Origin of the sequence: Variovorax sp. RKNM96 (genome assembly GCF_017161115.1) — a bacterium.
In the GTDB taxonomy this organism is placed as follows: Bacteria; Pseudomonadota; Gammaproteobacteria; order Burkholderiales; family Burkholderiaceae_C; genus Variovorax.
In genome coordinates this window covers 2,217,518-2,232,524 of sequence record NZ_CP046508.1, presented here as the reverse complement: position 1 = coordinate 2,232,524, position 15,007 = coordinate 2,217,518, and the positions used below count along the sequence as shown (strand labels likewise).

Below are 15,007 nucleotides of genomic sequence, written 5' to 3'. Positions count from 1 at the left end.
GAATCGCCGGCTTCAGCTCACGGCCGCGTCGGCATGCATCGCATCGACCTGTGCATCGCCATAGCCCAGTTCGGCCAGCAGTTCCCGCGTGTGCTCGCCGAGCGTCGGTGGATGGAGGCGCACGCCCAGGCGCTCGCCGTCGAGCGTGATGGGGAACAGCGTCGTCTGCGCCATCTGCCCGGCACGCTCGCCGTCGGGCAGGCGAATGTCCGCGAGGCCGCCGGTGGCCTTCAGGTGCGGGTCGGCATACAGGTCTTCGGGCCGCGTGATCGGCGCGAAGGGCAAACCTCGCGCCTCGAAGATCGCCGAGAGCTCGGCCGCCGAACGCCCGGCGAGCCGGATGCGCAGGTCGGCCAGCAGCGTGGGCCGCAGGCGCACGCGGTCATTGTTGGTGCGCAGGGCCGGGTCGGCCTTGAGGTCATCGAAGCCCAGCGCGTCGCAGAACACCGTCCACTGCGCATCGCTCACCGCGGCCAGGAAGATCTGCTCGCCGTCCTTCACTGTGAACACGTCGTACAGCGCCCAGGCCGAGATGCGCTCGGGCATCGGCGCCGCGGCCTGCCCCGTGATCGCGTACTGCAGCATGTGCTGGCCGACCAGGAACACGTTGTTCTCGAACAGCGCCGACTGCACCTCCTGCCCCTTGCCGGTTTCGGCGCGCTGCATCAGCGCGGCGATGGCGCCGATGGCGCCGAACATGCCGCCCATGATGTCGTTCACGCTCGTGCCCGCGCGCAACGGATCGCCGGGGCGCCCCGTCATGTAGGCGAGCCCGCCCATCATCTGTACCACCTCGTCTAGCGCCGTTCGATGCTCGTAGGGGCCAGGCAGGAAGCCCGTGTGGTTCACGTACACGAGGCGCGGATTGAGCTTGCCGAGCGCGGCGTAGCCCAGGCCGTACTTGTCCATGGTGCCGGGCCTGAAGTTCTGCGCCACCACGTCGGCCGTGGCGCACAGGCGCAGCGCCGCCTCGAGCCCCTGTGGGTTGCGCAGATCGAGCGCGATGCTCTTCTTGTTGCGGTTGAACATCGGGAAGAAGCCCGCCCCCGCGCCCAGCAGATGCCGCGTGCGGTCGCCATCGATCGGCTCGACCTTGATGACTTCCGCGCCCAGGTCGGCCAGCACCATGCCGCAGGTCGGGCCCATGACCATGTGGGTGAACTCGACCACGCGGATGCCGGCGAGCGGCAGGCGTTTTTTCTCGGTCACGGCGGCGCTCATGCGGCCACCTCTTGGGCTACGGCCGTCGGCACGAAGGTCTTCGGGAAACCCGCACGCCACACCGTGCCCTGCAGCGTCTCGCCCTCGAGCCAGCCGGCCACGCGCTTGCGCAGGTCGAGCAGCTGCTGCAGGTCTACGCCGGTCGCGACGCCCATGCTCTCCAGCATGAAGACGAGGTCTTCGGTATCGACGTTGCCGCTCGCCCCAGGCGCATGCGGACAGCCACCGATCCCGGCGAGGCACGCGTCGAAGCGCGTGATGCCAACCTCCAGCGCCGCGTAGGCATTCGCGAGCCCGAGGCCGCGCGTGTCGTGGAAATGGCCGCACCAGAGGCGGTCGCCCGCGATGCGCAGCGCGCGCTCGAACAGGCTGCGGACCATCGCCGGATCGGCGTAGCCCACCGTGTCGGCCAAGCTCACGCGATCGGCGCCCGCATCGAGCAGCGCCTGCATCAGGCGCAGCACTTCATCGGGTTCGACGCGGCCCTGGATCGTGCAGCCGAAGGCCGTGCCCACGCCGCCGTCGATCAGCGTCTTCGAGCCCGCCGCATCGCGCGCGGCGCGCATGCGGCCGACCTCGGCCACCACCTCGTCGGGCGTCTTGCGCAGGTTGGCCAGGCTGTGCGCGTGGCTCGCCGAGAGCGGCACCATCATCAGGTCGGCCTCGCCCGCGATGGCGCGCTCGGCGCCCTTGAGGTTGGGCACCAGCACCGAGGCAAAAAGGCCCGGCAGCGTCTTGGCGTAGGCCAGCAATTCGGCCGTGTCGGCCAGTTGCGGCAGCAGGTGCGCCGGCACGAACGAGCCGACTTCGATCTCGCGCTGGCCGGCCGCGTGCGCATCGCGGATCCATTCGAGCTTGTGTGCGGTGGGCAGCACGCGGGCGATGCTCTGGAGCCCGTCGCGCAGCCCCACTTCGCGAACGACCGCGCGGGGCGGCAGGAAAGCGTGAATCAAGTCTTTGTCTCCGTCGTGGGGGTACAGCGTCGATGTTAGAAGTTCCGATTCGGTTCAGAAGGTATATTTTGGAAGCCACTTGCTTCCAGAACGGAACATCATGAGAGACCTCGACCTGACCACCCTGCGCCTGTTCGTCGCCGTCTGCGAAACCCGCAGCATCGCGCGCGCCGGCGAGCAGGCCAGCATCGTCGGCTCGGCGATCAGCAAGCGCCTCGCGCAGTTGGAGGACACCGTCGGCACGCCGCTCCTGCTGCGCAAGCGCCGCGGCGTGGTGCCCACGCCCGCCGGCGAAACCCTGCTCGAACACGCCCGCGCCATGCTCGGCAGCGCCCACCGCATCGAGCGCGACATGGCTTCCTACGCCGGCGGGGCGCGCGGTCATGTGCGCATCCTGGCTTCGGCCTCCGTCATGGCCGAATCGCTGGCCGAGGACGTGGCCGGTTTCCTGCAGGACCCCACGCACCGCAACATCCGGGTCGACATGGAGGAACGCGTGAGCCCCGAGATCGTCCGGGGCATCCGCGAAGGCAGCGCGTCCATCGGCCTGTGCTGGGACGCGGCCGATCTCGAGGGGCTGGAACGGCGCGACTACCGCTCGGACCACCTGGCGATCGTCGCGCACCCGTCGCACGCCGTGGCCCGCCACGAGGCAGTGCGCTTCGAACAGGTGCTGGACCACGAATTCGTCGGCATGCCCGCGCTGAGCGCCGTGCAACTGATGCTCGCGCGCGAGGCGGCCGTCGCAGGCAAGCCGCTCGTGTACCGGGTGCTGGTGTCCAACTTCGATGCGGCGCTGCGCGTGGTGCGCGCCGGGCTGGCCATCAGCGTGGTGCCGGCGGAAGTTGCGCGGCCCTTCACCGAGGCCTTCGGACTGCGCCTGATGCCGCTCATGGACGATTGGGCGCGCCGGCGCTTTGCGATCTGCTTTCGCAGCGAGGCGGCGCTGTCGCCGTCGGCGCAGTTGCTCGTTGCGCACCTCGAGCGGTGCGCCACGGACCGCGCGGAACACACCTGATTCGTCCGATAACAGAAACGATCCATTGTGGCGGCGGTGGTTTTTGTTTCACTTCCGGCAACCTAGCATTCGGTCTGTTCACGCTGTCACCTCATCCAATCGACCGAAAGACCGCCATGTTCCGTAGAGCCCTCCTTTCCGCTGCCGCCCTTTCCGCCACCCTCGCCCTCGCACCCCTGGCCGCTCAGGCCGCCGAGCCGCTCAAGCTCGACGTCTACAACCCCGGCGCCAAGTCGATGTTCCCTGTGTCGTCCGAACTCGTCACCGGCCAGACCGATGCCGTGCTGATCGACGCGCAGTTCCAGCGCAACGACGCCGAAGCACTGGTGCAGAAGATCAAGGCCAGCGGCAAGAAGCTGACCACCGTCTACATCAGCCACAGCGACCCCGACTTCTACTTCGGCCTCGACGTGATCCAGGCCGCCTTCCCCGACGCGAAGATCGTCGCCACGCCGCAGACCGTGGCCGCGATCCAGGCCTCCAAGGACGGCAAGCTCGCGCACTGGGGCCCGATCCTCAAGGACAACGCCCCCAAGGCGGTGATCGTGCCGCAGCCGCTCACAGGCGACAGCCTCGAACTCGAAGGCCGCAAGATCCAGATCGTCGGGCTCGACGGCCCCACGCCCGACCACACCGTCGTATGGATTCCGTCGCTCAAGGCCGTGGCCGGCGGCATCCCCGTGTGGGCCAACGCTCATGTGTGGATGGCCGATACGCAAACGCCCGAATCGCGCCGCGACTGGATCAAGACGCTCGGCCGCATCGAAGCCCTGCACCCCACGACCGTGGTGCCCGGCCATTACCTGCCGAACGCGAACGGCTCGGCGCCGCACACGGTGGCCTCGGTGAAGTTCACGCGCAGCTACCTGCAAGCCTTCGAGACCGAAGCGAAGAAAGCCAAGGACTCGGCCGCGCTCATCGCCGCGATGAAGAAGCGCTACCCGAAGCTGGAAGGCGCCTCGTCGCTGGAACTCGGCGCCAAGGTCATCAAGGGAGAAATGAAGTGGCCGCAGTGAGCAACGGCAACACCGCCACACTGCACTACATCTTCGATCCGCTCTGCGGCTGGTGCTATGCCGCCGCGCCGCTGGTCGATGCGGCGCGCGGCGTGCCGGGGCTGAAGGTCGAGTTCCACGGTGGCGGGATGATGACCGGCGCGAACCGCCGTGCGATCACTCCGCAATGGCGCGAGTACGTGATGCCGCACGACCGGCGCATCGCCGAACTCACGGGCCAGCCGTTCGGCGAGGCCTACTTCGAGGAGCTGCTGCGGGACACCGGCGCAGTGATGGACTCCGAACCGCCCACCACCGCGATCCTCGCGGCCGAGACGCTGCGCGAAGGCGGCGGGCTCGACATGATTCATCGCCTGCAGCACGCCCACTACGTCGAAGGCAGGCGCATCGCCGATGCGGATGTGCTCAAGGCCTTGGCCGTTGAACTCGGCTTCGATGCCGAGGCTTTCGCGTCAGCCTTCGCGCGCCTCTCGGGCGATGCCACGGCGGCACACATCGCCGCGAGCCGCCAGTTGCTGCAACGCTCAGGCGGCCAAGGCTTTCCTACCTTCGTGCTGACCCAGCCCGATGGCCTCGCAGGCCGCATCGACATCGGCCCCTGGCTCGGTCGCGCGGATGAATGGAAGGCGCAGCTCGCCACGCTGGCCGCGCCGCCGCAATCCGCAGCAGCGCCCGCCGTGTGCGGGCCCGACGGCTGCGCGATCTAGGCGACCTTCTCCAGGAAGACCAGCCGGATCGGCACGGCCAGCAACTCGTCGAACCGCTTCTCGAATGCCTGGAAATACGGTGTTGCGAAGTGCGCATCCAGCGCGGCCTGGTCCTTGAACGACTCTCGCATATAGAAGCTGCCGGGCTCGTCGCGCAGTTCGAACAGGGTGTAGTCGAGGCAGCCGGGCTCTTCCCGCGTGGAGGGCACCAGGGCGCTCAAGGCGGCGCGAAGCGCCTCGCGCTGGCCGGCCTTGGCCTTCAGGACGGCGATGCTGATCAGAGGGACGGTGCTCATGTATTCGTTTCCTGCGGCATGAAGTTCGGATGGCTGCAGTTTGCGATGACACCGCCGTTTGAAAAAGCCTCTCGATCCGGAAACTCTTTCAATCGGCCTTTGAAGATCGCCCTCTCAGAAGCGTGCCCGCGCGAGGACAGGCGCTACTTGCTGCACTGGAAACTCGCCGCCTGCGACGCATCGCCGCTCACATAGCGCGGCCACAGCGGCCACTCGCACAGCGGACGTGCGCGGATGGTCTTGAACGGCGGCTGCACCTCCTGCTCGGCAAGTTGCAAACCGGCCGGCGCACGGCCGCGCTCGACCCAGTCGGCCAGCGCGCCGAGCATGTCGACATTCGCGGGCGCGCCGCTGCCCACATGGTCCACACCGGGCGCGGTGTAAAGGCGCATGAAGCGGTCCACGTTGTCGCGCCCCATGCGCGCCACCACCGACTCGTAGTAGCGGATGCCGGCGAACGGGCTCTGCGCGTAGTCGGCCATGTGCTCCAGCATCAGCAGCTTGCCGCCACGCGCGTTGAAGGCGGCGAGGTCGGGGTTGGTGGAGTCCATCAACTGCGACACGGTGGCGATGCGCGCCGCGAAATCTTCCGCACGGTAGTTGCGCACGTCGAGCGATGGATTGCGCGCATAGAAGTACTGCAGCGCGCCGCTGCCGTAGAACCACGCAATGCCGTTGCTCGGCTGCGGCGGCACGGTCGGTGCGGCGGTGCCGGTCCACCATGCGTTCCAGCCGCCCATCGAGGCGAAGGCGGGCGTGCCTTCGCCACCGATGCCCCAACCCGGATATTCGGTGACGCCGTGGGCCAACGGCACGGGCGCGCGCCACGGCGAGCGCAGCGTGCGCACGGCTTGCACCTGCGCATCGTTCAGGCAGCTGTCGCCACTCGTGCCCGCCGCGCAGCGCAAGGTGGCCGGATCGAAGCGCTGTAGGCATGCCACCGGATTCGACACGATGCGGTCCGTTGCGCCGTCCGCGGCATCGCACGCTGCGAGCACCGCGTTGTGTACCAGCTGCACCTGCGCAGGCCGCAGCCAGCCTTCGCCGAAGGTCGCGATGCCGTTGCGCGTGCCCGCGTGCTGCAGCCCGGTCCAGTTGATCACCGGCACGCGGCTGAAGATGCCGTCGAAGTCCTGCGGGTAGCGCTGCGCCATCGTGAGCGCCTCGCGCCCACCTTCGGAACTGCCCATGAAATACAGCTTTTGCGGCGCCTGCCCATAAGCGCGCTGCATCAGCGCCACCGCCACGTCGCGCACTTTCTTGTACGAGGCATGCGCGAAGTTCGCGAGTGCCTCGTCGTTCAGCGCAAAGGCCTGCGGCGGCTGGCCCTGCACGTTCTGGTGGCCCGAGTCGGTGCCGTAGGTCACATAGCCCTGCGCGAGCGGCGTGGGCTGGTCGAAGCGGCCGGCCGGCACCAGCGAGAGGCCGGTGATCAGCACGCCGTTGAAGCCACCGCCGCCGTACTGCACGCTGCGCCCGTTCCATGCGAGCGGCAGGTTGACCTGGAACAGGATCGGCGGCGCGCTCGCATCGAGCGGTGCGATGCGCCCGAGCACCTTGCAGTGCGCGGGCGTCACCGGCGTGATGCGCGCCGCGGGGCTGGGCCCGCGCTCGGCGACCGCCAGCGGGGATGCGGCAACGAGGGTCGCCGAGTCGACGGTTGCGGCGCCGCTCGGCAGGCCGATCGCAGCGGGTGCGATCGGCGCAGCTAGGGCCGCGCAGGCCGTCGCCGGCTCGCCGCCGAGCGTGAGCGCCCTCGGCCCGGTGGGGGTGCCGCACGCGGCGAGCAACGCGGCGGCCGCCAGCATGGCGCCCCCGCAAAACACTGTCTTCGGGATCGCCATCTGTCTGTCTCCTTCGTTGTTCGTTGGGGCCGCTACCGCGCCACGCCCAGCAGCCGTTCGAGCACCTGGGGCTGGCTGCGCAATGCCGCCGCGCTGTCGGTGTGGACGATGGTGCCGTGGTCGAGCACCACCGCGTGGTCGGAAATCGCGAGGATCGCCTGCGGGTGCTGCTCCACGATGATCGCGGCCAGCCCTTCGTCCTGCGTGATGCGGCGGATGGCGCGCAGGAGTTCTTCCACGATGATCGGCGCGAGGCCTTCGAGCGGTTCGTCGAGCAGCAGCAGCTTGGGGTTCAGCACCAGCGCACGGCCGACAGCCAGCATCTGCTGCTCGCCACCCGAGAGCTGCGTGCCGAGGTTCGTCTTGCGTTCGGCCAGGCGCGGGAACATCTCGTAGACGCGTTGCGGGTTCCACTTGCCCGGACGCTCCACGGCCGTCAGGTTCTCGTGCACCGTGAGCGACTTGAAGATGTTGCGCTCCTGCGGCACCCAGCCGATGCCTGCCGCGGCACGTTGATGCGGTGCCAGCTTGTGCAGCGCCTGCCCACCAAGCGCGATGGTGCCGCCGTGCTGGCGCGTGGCGCCCGCCAGCGTGTTGATCAGCGTCGTCTTGCCCGTGCCGTTGCGCCCCAGCAGGGCGAGCGTCTGGCCTTCTCCGAGCGCGAACGCCACGTCGTGCAGCACCACGGCCTCGCCGTAGCCTGCGCTCAGGTTCTCGATGCGCAGCAGCTCAGACATGGGCGTTCTCCGTTCCGTGGCCCAGATAGACCTCTTTGACCTTCGGATCGTTGGCGATGGTCTCGGGGTCGCCCTCGGTCAGCAGCGTGCCGTTGACCAGCACCGTCATGCGGTCGGCGAAGCTGAACACCAGGTCCATGTCGTGCTCGATCAGCAGCACCGACACATCGGCCGGCAATGCGGCCACGGTCTGCAGCAGCTCTTCGCGCTCGCCGGCGGGCACGCCGGCCACGGGCTCGTCGAGCAGCAGCACGCGCGGCTCGCAGGCGAGTGCGATGGCAATCTCCAGCAGGCGGCGCTTGCCGTAGGCCATGAATTTCGTCTGCTGCTTCGCGACGTCCGCCAGGTGGAACTGCTCCAGCAGTTGCCCTGCCCGCTCCGCGATCCCCTTGGTGCCGCCGAGCGGCCGCCACCATTGCGCGGCGATGCCCTTCTGCTGCGACACCACGAGCGCCAGCGTTTCCAGCGGCGTCATCGAATCGAACAGCTGATTGATCTGGAAGGTGCGCACCAGCCCGCGCGCCACGCGCTTGTGCGGCGCGAGCGTGGTGATGTCTTCGCCCAGCAGCGTGATGCGGCCTTCGGTCGGCGTGAGCACGCCCGTCAGCAGGTTGATCAGCGTGGTCTTGCCGGCCCCGTTCGGGCCGATGAGCGCATGGCGTGCACCGCGCTTCAATTCCATCGTGACGTTGTTGGTGGCCGTGATGCCGCCGAAGCGCATCACCAGGCCTTGCGTCGAAAGCACGGTGTCGGTGGTGGTCATGCCGCACCGCCTTTCTTCTTGCCCATGCCGAACCACGTCCAAGGCTTGAGCAGGCGGTCGCGCCCCACGAGCACCAGCAGCACGAGGATGAGGCCGATCCAGAACATCCAGTACTGCGGCGTCACGGCCGAGAGCCAGTTCTGCAGCAGCTTGAAGACGATGGCGCCCGCCACGCCGCCATAGAGCCAGCCCACGCCGCCGATCACCAGCATCAGCAGCACGTCGGCCGAGCGGTCGAAGGCCAGCACGTCGAGCGAGGCGAAGCCGGTGGTCTGCGCAAGCAGCGCGCCCGCCGCGCCGGCGATGCCGGCCGCCACGGTGTAGACGACCGCGAGCCGCGACACCACCGGAATGCCGATGGCCATCGCACGCAGCCGGTTGTCGCGGATCGCCTTGAGCGTCGCGCCGAACGGCGAATGCACCAGCCGGCGCATCACCAGGAACAGCACCAGCATCACCGCCAGCGAATACCAGGCGGCGGTACGGCCGTACAGGTCGAACTCGAAGAGGCCCAGCACCGGCCCCATCACCACGCCCTGCAAGCCGTCGGCGCCGCCGGTGAGCCAGTCGAGCTTGTTGGCCAGTTCGAGCAGGAGCAGCGCGGTGCCGAGCGTGACCATCAGCCGCGTGAGGTCGCTGCCGCGCAGGATCGTCACGCTGGCCACGAGGCCCAGCAGCGCCGAGAGCACGGTCGCGAACACCAGCCCGACGGTCGGGTCCGGCATCACGAGCTTGGCGAACAGCGCCGCTGCGTATGCGCCGAAGCCGAAGAACGCGGCATGGCCGAGGGACACGATGCCGGTGTAGCCGAGGATCAGGTCGAGCGACATCGCGAACAGCGCGACGATGGCAATCTCGTTGACCAGCAGCGAGTGCGAGGGCATCACCAGCGGCAGCGCGAAGGCCACCGCCCAGACCACGAACTCCCACGGCCGCCAGCGCGCGGTGCGCAGCAGGGCCGATTCGTAGGTTGCCGTCGAAGAAGAGGAAGAAGGCGCGCTCATCTCAACGCCCTCCCTTGCGCGTGAACAACCCTTGCGGCCGCCACATCAGGATCAGGATCATCAGCAGGTAGACGGTGAACGCGCCCATCTTCGGAATGAAGTACTTGCCCGCCACGTCGGCAATGCCGAGCAGCAGCGCGGCCGCGAGCGGCCCGGTGATCGACGAGGTGCCGCCGACCGACACCACGATCAGGAAATAGATCATGTACTTGAGCGGAAAGGTCGGATCGAGCCCGAGGATCTCAGCGCCCAGCGCACCGCCCAGCCCCGCAAGCCCCGAGCCCACGGCGAAGGTCAGCAGGAACACGATGTTCACGTTGATGCCCAGGCCCGCCGCCACGCGCGGGTCGTCGACCGCGGCACGCAGCCGGCTGCCGAAGCGCGTCTTCGAAAGGATGAGCTGCAGCACGACGGTGAGCACCGCGCACACGCCGATGATGAAGAGCCGGTAGTGCCCCATGCCCAGCAGCAGCGCGCCGTCGCCGATCTCGGTGCGGCCGCGCAGCCACTCGGGCAGTTGCACGTTCTGCTGCGACGAGCCGACGAAGTAGTCGATGGCGGCCACCGCCATGAAGGCGAGGCCGATGGAAAAGAGCACCTGGTCCAGGTGCGGCTTGCCGTACATCGGCCGGTAGAGCGTGCGTTCGAGCAAGGCCCCGGCGAGCGCAACGACGATGAACGCGAACGGCAGGCAAGCCAGGAACGGCATGCCGAGCTTCTGCATCGCGAACACAGTGAGGTAGCCGCCCGCCATGGCGAAGGCACCGTGCGCGAGGTTGATGAAGTTCATCAACCCGAGCGTCACGGCCAGCCCGACGGCGAGAACGAAGAGCAGCATGCCGTAGGCGATGCCGTCGAAAAGAATGGTGAGCATGAGATTTCTGACAGCTGTTCGGAGGGGCCTGCTGCCGTTCGGATTCGCTGACTACCGTACGAGGTTTGCCGCCACCGTCGGAGTTCGCCGACCACCGTTCGGGCTGAGCCTGTCGAAGCCGGCGCGCGTTGCGCGCAAGCCTTCGACAAGCTCAGGCCGAACGGACGGGGTCGTCCGAACGGTCGGGGGCCTTACTTGGCTTTGCCGGGGTCCTTCACGCCCTTGATCACGTCGAACTCGACGTTGTAGAGCTGCCCGTCCTTCTTCTCGACCTTGCGCAGGTACACGTCCTGCACGATGTCGCGCGTTTGCGCATCGATCAGCACCTGGCCGCGCGGGCTCTCGAAGACCTGGCCCTTCATGGCCGCCAGCAGCGCTTCGCCGCCGCCCTGGCCCTTGGTGGTCTTGAGCGCTTCGTAGATCACGCGCATGCCGTCATAGCCGCCGACGGCCATGAAGTTGGGGCGCATCTTGGGGTTGGCCTTCTGGAAGGCCTCGACGAACTTCTTGTTCGCGGCCGACGGGTGCGCGGCCGAGTAGTGGTGCGAGGTGACCACGCCGAGCGCGCCGTCGCCCATGTCGTTCAGTTGATCGTCATCGGTCACGTCGCCGGTGGCGATCATGCGGATGCCGGCCTTGTCCATGCCGCGTTCCAGGAACTGCTTCATCACCGCCGCGCCCGCGCCCGAGGGCACGAAGACGAACAGCGCATCGGGCTTGGCATCGCGCACCTTCTGCAGGAACGGCGCAAAGTCGGGGTTGCGCAGCGGCACGCGGAGTTTTTCGATCACCTTGCCGCCGTTGAGCTGGAAGCGCTCGCTGAAGAACTTCTCGGCGTCGTTACCGGGGCCGTAGTCGGCCACGAGCGTCACCACCGTCTTCACGCCGTTCTTCGGCGCCCAGTCGCCCATGGCGACCGACACCTGCGGCAGCGTGAAGCTGGAGCGAATGATGTAGGGCGAGGCTTCGGTGATGCTGGAGGTGGCCGCGGCCATCACGACCTCGGGCGTCTTCGACTGCGTGGCAATCGGTGCCACGGCCAGGGCCAGCGGCGTGAGGCCGAAGCCGGCGAGCACGTTGACCTTGTCGTTCACCACCAGTTCCTGCGCGAGGCGCTTGGTCACGTCGGGCAGGCCCGTGTCGTCCTTGACGATCAGCTCGATCTTCTTGCCGGCCACGGTGTCGCCGTTCTGCGCCATGTACAAGCGCGCCGCGGCTTCGATCTGGCGGCCGGTGGAGGCCGACTGGCCGGTCATCGGGAGGATCAGGCCGATCTTGAACTTGTTGTCCTGGGCGCTGGCGAAGGGCGCCGCGAGCGCGGCGGAGAGCGCGATCGCCGAGAGGCCCGCGGTCTGGATGAGATGGCGTCTTTGCATGAGGTTTTCCTAGGAGGGACGGAATGCGAAACCGGGGCTATTTTCAACACTTTGCAACATTCGGCGGAGCAGGCAATCACCTAGCCGGCCCCTCGCGCGGGCCTTTGTTGCGCGATCAATAAATGAACTGCGCGATGATCGCGCAAGGTGCTTCAGCTAGTCGGCGCGATAAGCGGAATCGAGCGTGAGCGTACCCACGGCACGTGACACACAGGCGCAGATGCGGGTGGTGGCCGCTTTTTCGTCGGCGCTCAGGAACACGTCGCGGTGATCGACTTCGCCATCGACCGCGAGCACGTCCATGGCGCAGAGGCCGCATTCGCCGCGCTTGCAGTCCCAGAGCGTCTGCACGCCGGCCGCGTCGAGTGCTTCGAGCAGCGTGCAATCGGCAGGCACCGTGATCGCCAGGTCGTGCCGGGGGATGCGCACCGTGAAGGCCTGCGTCGCGAGGCGGCCGCTGCTGCCGAAGGTCTCGAAGCGCAGGTCCGCAGGGGCACGGCCGGCCGCCTCCCAGGCGCGCTTGACGGCTTCGAGCATCGGCACCGGGCCGCAGGTGTAGAGCTGGCCGCCAGGCGGCAACTCGGCGATGGCGGCGGCAAAGTCGATGGGGGCCGCGCCTTCGTGCGCGACGACGCCTTCGCCCAACGCCTCCTGCAAGTGCGGGAGATAGCCGAATTCGCCGGCATGGCGGGCGCCGTAGAGCATCTTCACCGGCACGCCGCTGCGCTTTGCATGGGCGCCCAGGCGCTGCGCCATCAGCACCAGCGGCGTGATGCCGATACCGCCCGCCACCAGCAGGTAGCCGGGCGCGGAGAGGTCGAGCGGAAAGTGGTTTTGCGGCGCGCTCACCTGCAGGCGGTCGCCGGGCGCCAGTTGCCACATGGCGAGCGAGCCACCGCGGCCGTCGTCCAGGCGCTTGACCGCGATGCGCCAGCACTGGCCGTCGCCCTCGCCGACCAGCGAGTACGAGCGGGTCTGCAGCCTGCCCTGCGCCGTCATCACCTGCACCTGCAGGTGGGCGCCGGGTTCATACGACACGGCAAAGCCCGCCTCGGGCCGGAGTTCGAACTCGCGCACCGTGGGGGTGACGTCGCGCAGCGCAGCGACCTGCGCCTGCATCCATTGAAGATCGCTTTTCATCGGGGAACACCAACAGGGAAAAAGAGAAATCGATCAGCCGCGTCGGCGGATCAGCTGCACGCCGGGCAGCGGGCGCTGCTCGGCGGTCGGCGTGCCGTGCAGCGCCTCGCGCAGGTTGCGTCGCGCGATGCGGCTGTGCTCGCGCATCAGCGCCTCGGCGCGCGAGCCCTCGCCGGATTCGATGGCGTCGAGCACCTGCAGGTGCTGGTCCTGCGCGATCACGAGCATGTCGCGCGCGGCCGGCGAATTGGCCTGCACGATGACGAAGCCCGAGGGCGAGGCGAACGGCAGGTTGACCACGCGCTCCAGTTGCTGCGCGATAACCGGGCTGCCGGCCATCTCGCACAGCAGCGCATGGAATTTCTCGTTGTGCGTGACGTAGCGGGAGAACGCCGCGTCGTCGAGCGCGGGTTCGCGCAGCAGCTCGTCGATGCGGGTCAGGCATGCGCGCGCTTCGCGCAGCACCACGGGCGCCGCGCCGCGCTCGGCCGCGAGCCGGGCGACCAGGCCTTCGAGCGTGCCGCGCAGTTCGATGGCATCGGCCACATCGCGCTCGGAGAACGTGCGCACCGCGTAGCCGCCGTTGGGCAGCGCTTCGAGCAGGCCTTCCTGTTCAAGACGCATCAATGCGCTGCGCACCGGGGTACGCGACACGCCGAGCTGTTCGGAAATGGCGACCTCGGCGATGCGCGCGCCGCCGGGCAGTTCGCCCGCAAGGATCATTTCGCGCAGCCGCAACTGCGCCTTCACGGCCTGCGAGCTGCCGGTGTCGCCGGGCTCGATGGGGGAAACCACTGCGCCCTTCATGCGGCCTGCTTCTCTTCGACGGGACGGATCGGGATCGCGGCGCGCGCGGGCTTTTCCTTCTCGACCATGCGATCGATCAAGCGGCGTGCCCACATCGAACCGGCGTCGATGTTGAGGTTGTAGAACTGGTGGTCGGGGTGGTCGTCCATCGCCTTCTGCTGGGCTTCGAGCACCAGCTCGTCCTCGCGGAAGATGCCGGCCACGCCCTCGCGCAGCTCGTGCGTGAGGCGCTGCTCGCCGAGGCAGTAGTTGCGTGCGAAGGCCCAGAAGTACAGGCAGGTCTTGTCGGTCTCGGGCGTGATGGTGTTGAGCACGTAGCCGTTGACGCCCTTGCTGCGGTCGCCGGGGTCGCCGTTCTTCGGCACTGCGCCGCTGCCCGCCTCGGCCACGCCGACGTCGATGTTCACCGTGCACGGGCTTTCGAAACGAATGATCTGCCAGCGGTCGACCTTGCCCGTGTAGCCGCGCGCATGGCGGATCTGGCCGCCCCAGAACGGCGGCGCATCGATGCCTTCCATCCAGCGCGTGACGGTCGCCGAGCGGTCGCCGTGCGTGGCGACGAAAGGCGCCTCGGCCACTTCGCGGTTGCCGATCGACGAGCCGTGCACGAAGGTCTCGTGCGTGAGGTCCATGAGGTTGTCGACCACGAGCCGGTAGTCGCAGTTGACGCGAATCATCTTGCCGTCGCCGGCCCAGGCGGGGTCGTCGTTCCAGTGCATGTCAGGCACCAGCGCCGGGTCGGCCTTGGCCGGATCGCCGGGCCAGATCCACACGAAGCGGTGCTTCTCGACCACGGGAAAGCTGCGCACGCACGCCGAGGGGTTGAGCGTTTCCTGGCTCGGCATGTGGGTGCAGCGGCCCTGGCTGTTGTAGACGAGGCCGTGGTAGCCGCAGACCAGCTCGTCGCCTTCGAGGCGGCCGAGCGACAGCGGCATGAGGCGATGCCAGCAGGCGTCTTCGAGCACGGCGACCTGCCCGTCGGTGCGGCGGAACAGCACCACCTTCTGGTTGCAGATGGTGCGGGGCAGGAGCGCGTGGCGCACTTCGACGTCGTAGGCGGCGGCGTACCAGGCGTTCAATGGAAAGGCGTTCGTGGGCGTTTTCATGAATACCCAATGTATACAGAAATCAGAAAATATCTACTTCGAAACGCCTAATTCAAGGGTAAACACTGACATTAACGTATACAAACAAGCCGCTTTCGAAGGCGATAGGATGCTCCGTTCGTTATCAGCCCACGACGGAGTTCAC

Annotated in this window: 15 protein-coding genes; 3 read left to right on the top strand and 12 right to left on the bottom strand. The window is 67.9% G+C overall.

All coding sequences use genetic code 11. The features are described from left to right. Window positions 1-12: 12 nt before the first annotated feature. Both GNX71_RS10185 and GNX71_RS10180 read right to left on the bottom strand, forming a co-directional pair. Complete coding sequence (locus GNX71_RS10185) at window positions 13-1,221, bottom strand: CoA transferase (RefSeq protein WP_206178207.1); 1,209 nt, start codon at window positions 1,219-1,221, stop codon at window positions 13-15. Continuing rightward, complete coding sequence (locus GNX71_RS10180; RefSeq protein ID WP_206178206.1) at window positions 1,218-2,174, bottom strand: hydroxymethylglutaryl-CoA lyase; 957 nt, start codon at window positions 2,172-2,174, stop codon at window positions 1,218-1,220. Before GNX71_RS10180 ends, GNX71_RS10185 begins: the two co-directional genes overlap by 4 nt. A gap of 100 nt (window positions 2,175-2,274) precedes the next feature. Between GNX71_RS10180 and GNX71_RS10175 the strand changes: the two genes are divergently transcribed. The 3 genes from GNX71_RS10175 to GNX71_RS10165 all read left to right on the top strand — a co-directional run bounded on the left by GNX71_RS10175 (window position 2,275) and on the right by GNX71_RS10165 (window position 4,915). After that, complete coding sequence (locus GNX71_RS10175; RefSeq protein ID WP_206178205.1) at window positions 2,275-3,192, top strand: LysR family transcriptional regulator; 918 nt, start codon at window positions 2,275-2,277, stop codon at window positions 3,190-3,192. A gap of 116 nt (window positions 3,193-3,308) precedes the next feature. After that, a complete protein-coding gene (locus GNX71_RS10170) occupies window positions 3,309-4,208 on the top strand; it encodes an MBL fold metallo-hydrolase (protein ID WP_206178204.1) in 900 nt (299 codons plus the stop codon). Continuing rightward, the gene (locus tag GNX71_RS10165; RefSeq protein WP_206178203.1) at window positions 4,196-4,915 is read left to right on the top strand and encodes a DsbA family protein; all 720 of its coding nucleotides are present in this window, start codon (window positions 4,196-4,198) and stop codon (window positions 4,913-4,915) included. Before GNX71_RS10170 ends, GNX71_RS10165 begins: the two co-directional genes overlap by 13 nt. Here the strand turns inward: GNX71_RS10165 and GNX71_RS10160 are convergent. The 10 genes from GNX71_RS10160 to GNX71_RS10115 form a co-directional block, all read right to left on the bottom strand. Then, window positions 4,912-5,211 carry a putative quinol monooxygenase gene (locus GNX71_RS10160; protein WP_206178202.1) on the bottom strand — a complete coding sequence of 100 codons (300 nt, stop codon included), beginning with the start codon at window positions 5,209-5,211 and terminating at the stop codon, window positions 4,912-4,914. The two genes, GNX71_RS10165 and GNX71_RS10160, sit on opposite strands and share 4 nt — an antisense overlap. Before the next feature lie 143 nt (window positions 5,212-5,354). Continuing rightward, entirely contained in the window at window positions 5,355-7,055 is a 1,701-nt protein-coding gene (locus GNX71_RS10155) for a tannase/feruloyl esterase family alpha/beta hydrolase (RefSeq protein ID WP_206178201.1), read from the bottom strand. A 32-nt stretch (window positions 7,056-7,087) separates the two neighbouring features. Further along, a complete protein-coding gene (locus tag GNX71_RS10150) occupies window positions 7,088-7,792 on the bottom strand; it encodes an ABC transporter ATP-binding protein (RefSeq protein WP_013540373.1) in 705 nt (234 codons plus the stop codon). Beyond that, a complete protein-coding gene (locus tag GNX71_RS10145) occupies window positions 7,785-8,555 on the bottom strand; it encodes an ABC transporter ATP-binding protein (RefSeq protein WP_206178200.1) in 771 nt (256 codons plus the stop codon). Before GNX71_RS10145 ends, GNX71_RS10150 begins: the two co-directional genes overlap by 8 nt. Continuing rightward, window positions 8,552-9,559, bottom strand: coding sequence for a branched-chain amino acid ABC transporter permease (locus GNX71_RS10140; RefSeq protein WP_206178199.1), 1,008 nt, complete (start codon window positions 9,557-9,559; stop codon window positions 8,552-8,554). The genes GNX71_RS10145 and GNX71_RS10140 overlap by 4 nt, the downstream gene beginning before the upstream one ends. Before the next feature lies 1 nt (window position 9,560). Beyond that, window positions 9,561-10,433 carry a branched-chain amino acid ABC transporter permease gene (locus tag GNX71_RS10135; protein ID WP_206178198.1) on the bottom strand — a complete coding sequence of 291 codons (873 nt, stop codon included), beginning with the start codon at window positions 10,431-10,433 and terminating at the stop codon, window positions 9,561-9,563. 191 nt (window positions 10,434-10,624) lie between these two features. Then, a complete protein-coding gene (locus tag GNX71_RS10130; protein ID WP_206178197.1) occupies window positions 10,625-11,809 on the bottom strand; it encodes an ABC transporter substrate-binding protein in 1,185 nt (394 codons plus the stop codon). A 156-nt stretch (window positions 11,810-11,965) separates the two neighbouring features. Next, on the bottom strand, window positions 11,966-12,949 hold the full coding sequence (locus tag GNX71_RS10125) for a PDR/VanB family oxidoreductase (RefSeq protein WP_206178196.1): 984 nt from the start codon (window positions 12,947-12,949) through the stop codon (window positions 11,966-11,968). A 33-nt stretch (window positions 12,950-12,982) separates the two neighbouring features. Beyond that, complete coding sequence (locus tag GNX71_RS10120; protein WP_206178195.1) at window positions 12,983-13,756, bottom strand: GntR family transcriptional regulator; 774 nt, start codon at window positions 13,754-13,756, stop codon at window positions 12,983-12,985. After that, window positions 13,753-14,862 (bottom strand): aromatic ring-hydroxylating dioxygenase subunit alpha, encoded by a 1,110-nt coding sequence (locus tag GNX71_RS10115; protein WP_206178194.1) that lies wholly within the window; start codon window positions 14,860-14,862, stop codon window positions 13,753-13,755. Before GNX71_RS10115 ends, GNX71_RS10120 begins: the two co-directional genes overlap by 4 nt. Between the last annotated feature and the right edge of the window lie 145 nt (window positions 14,863-15,007).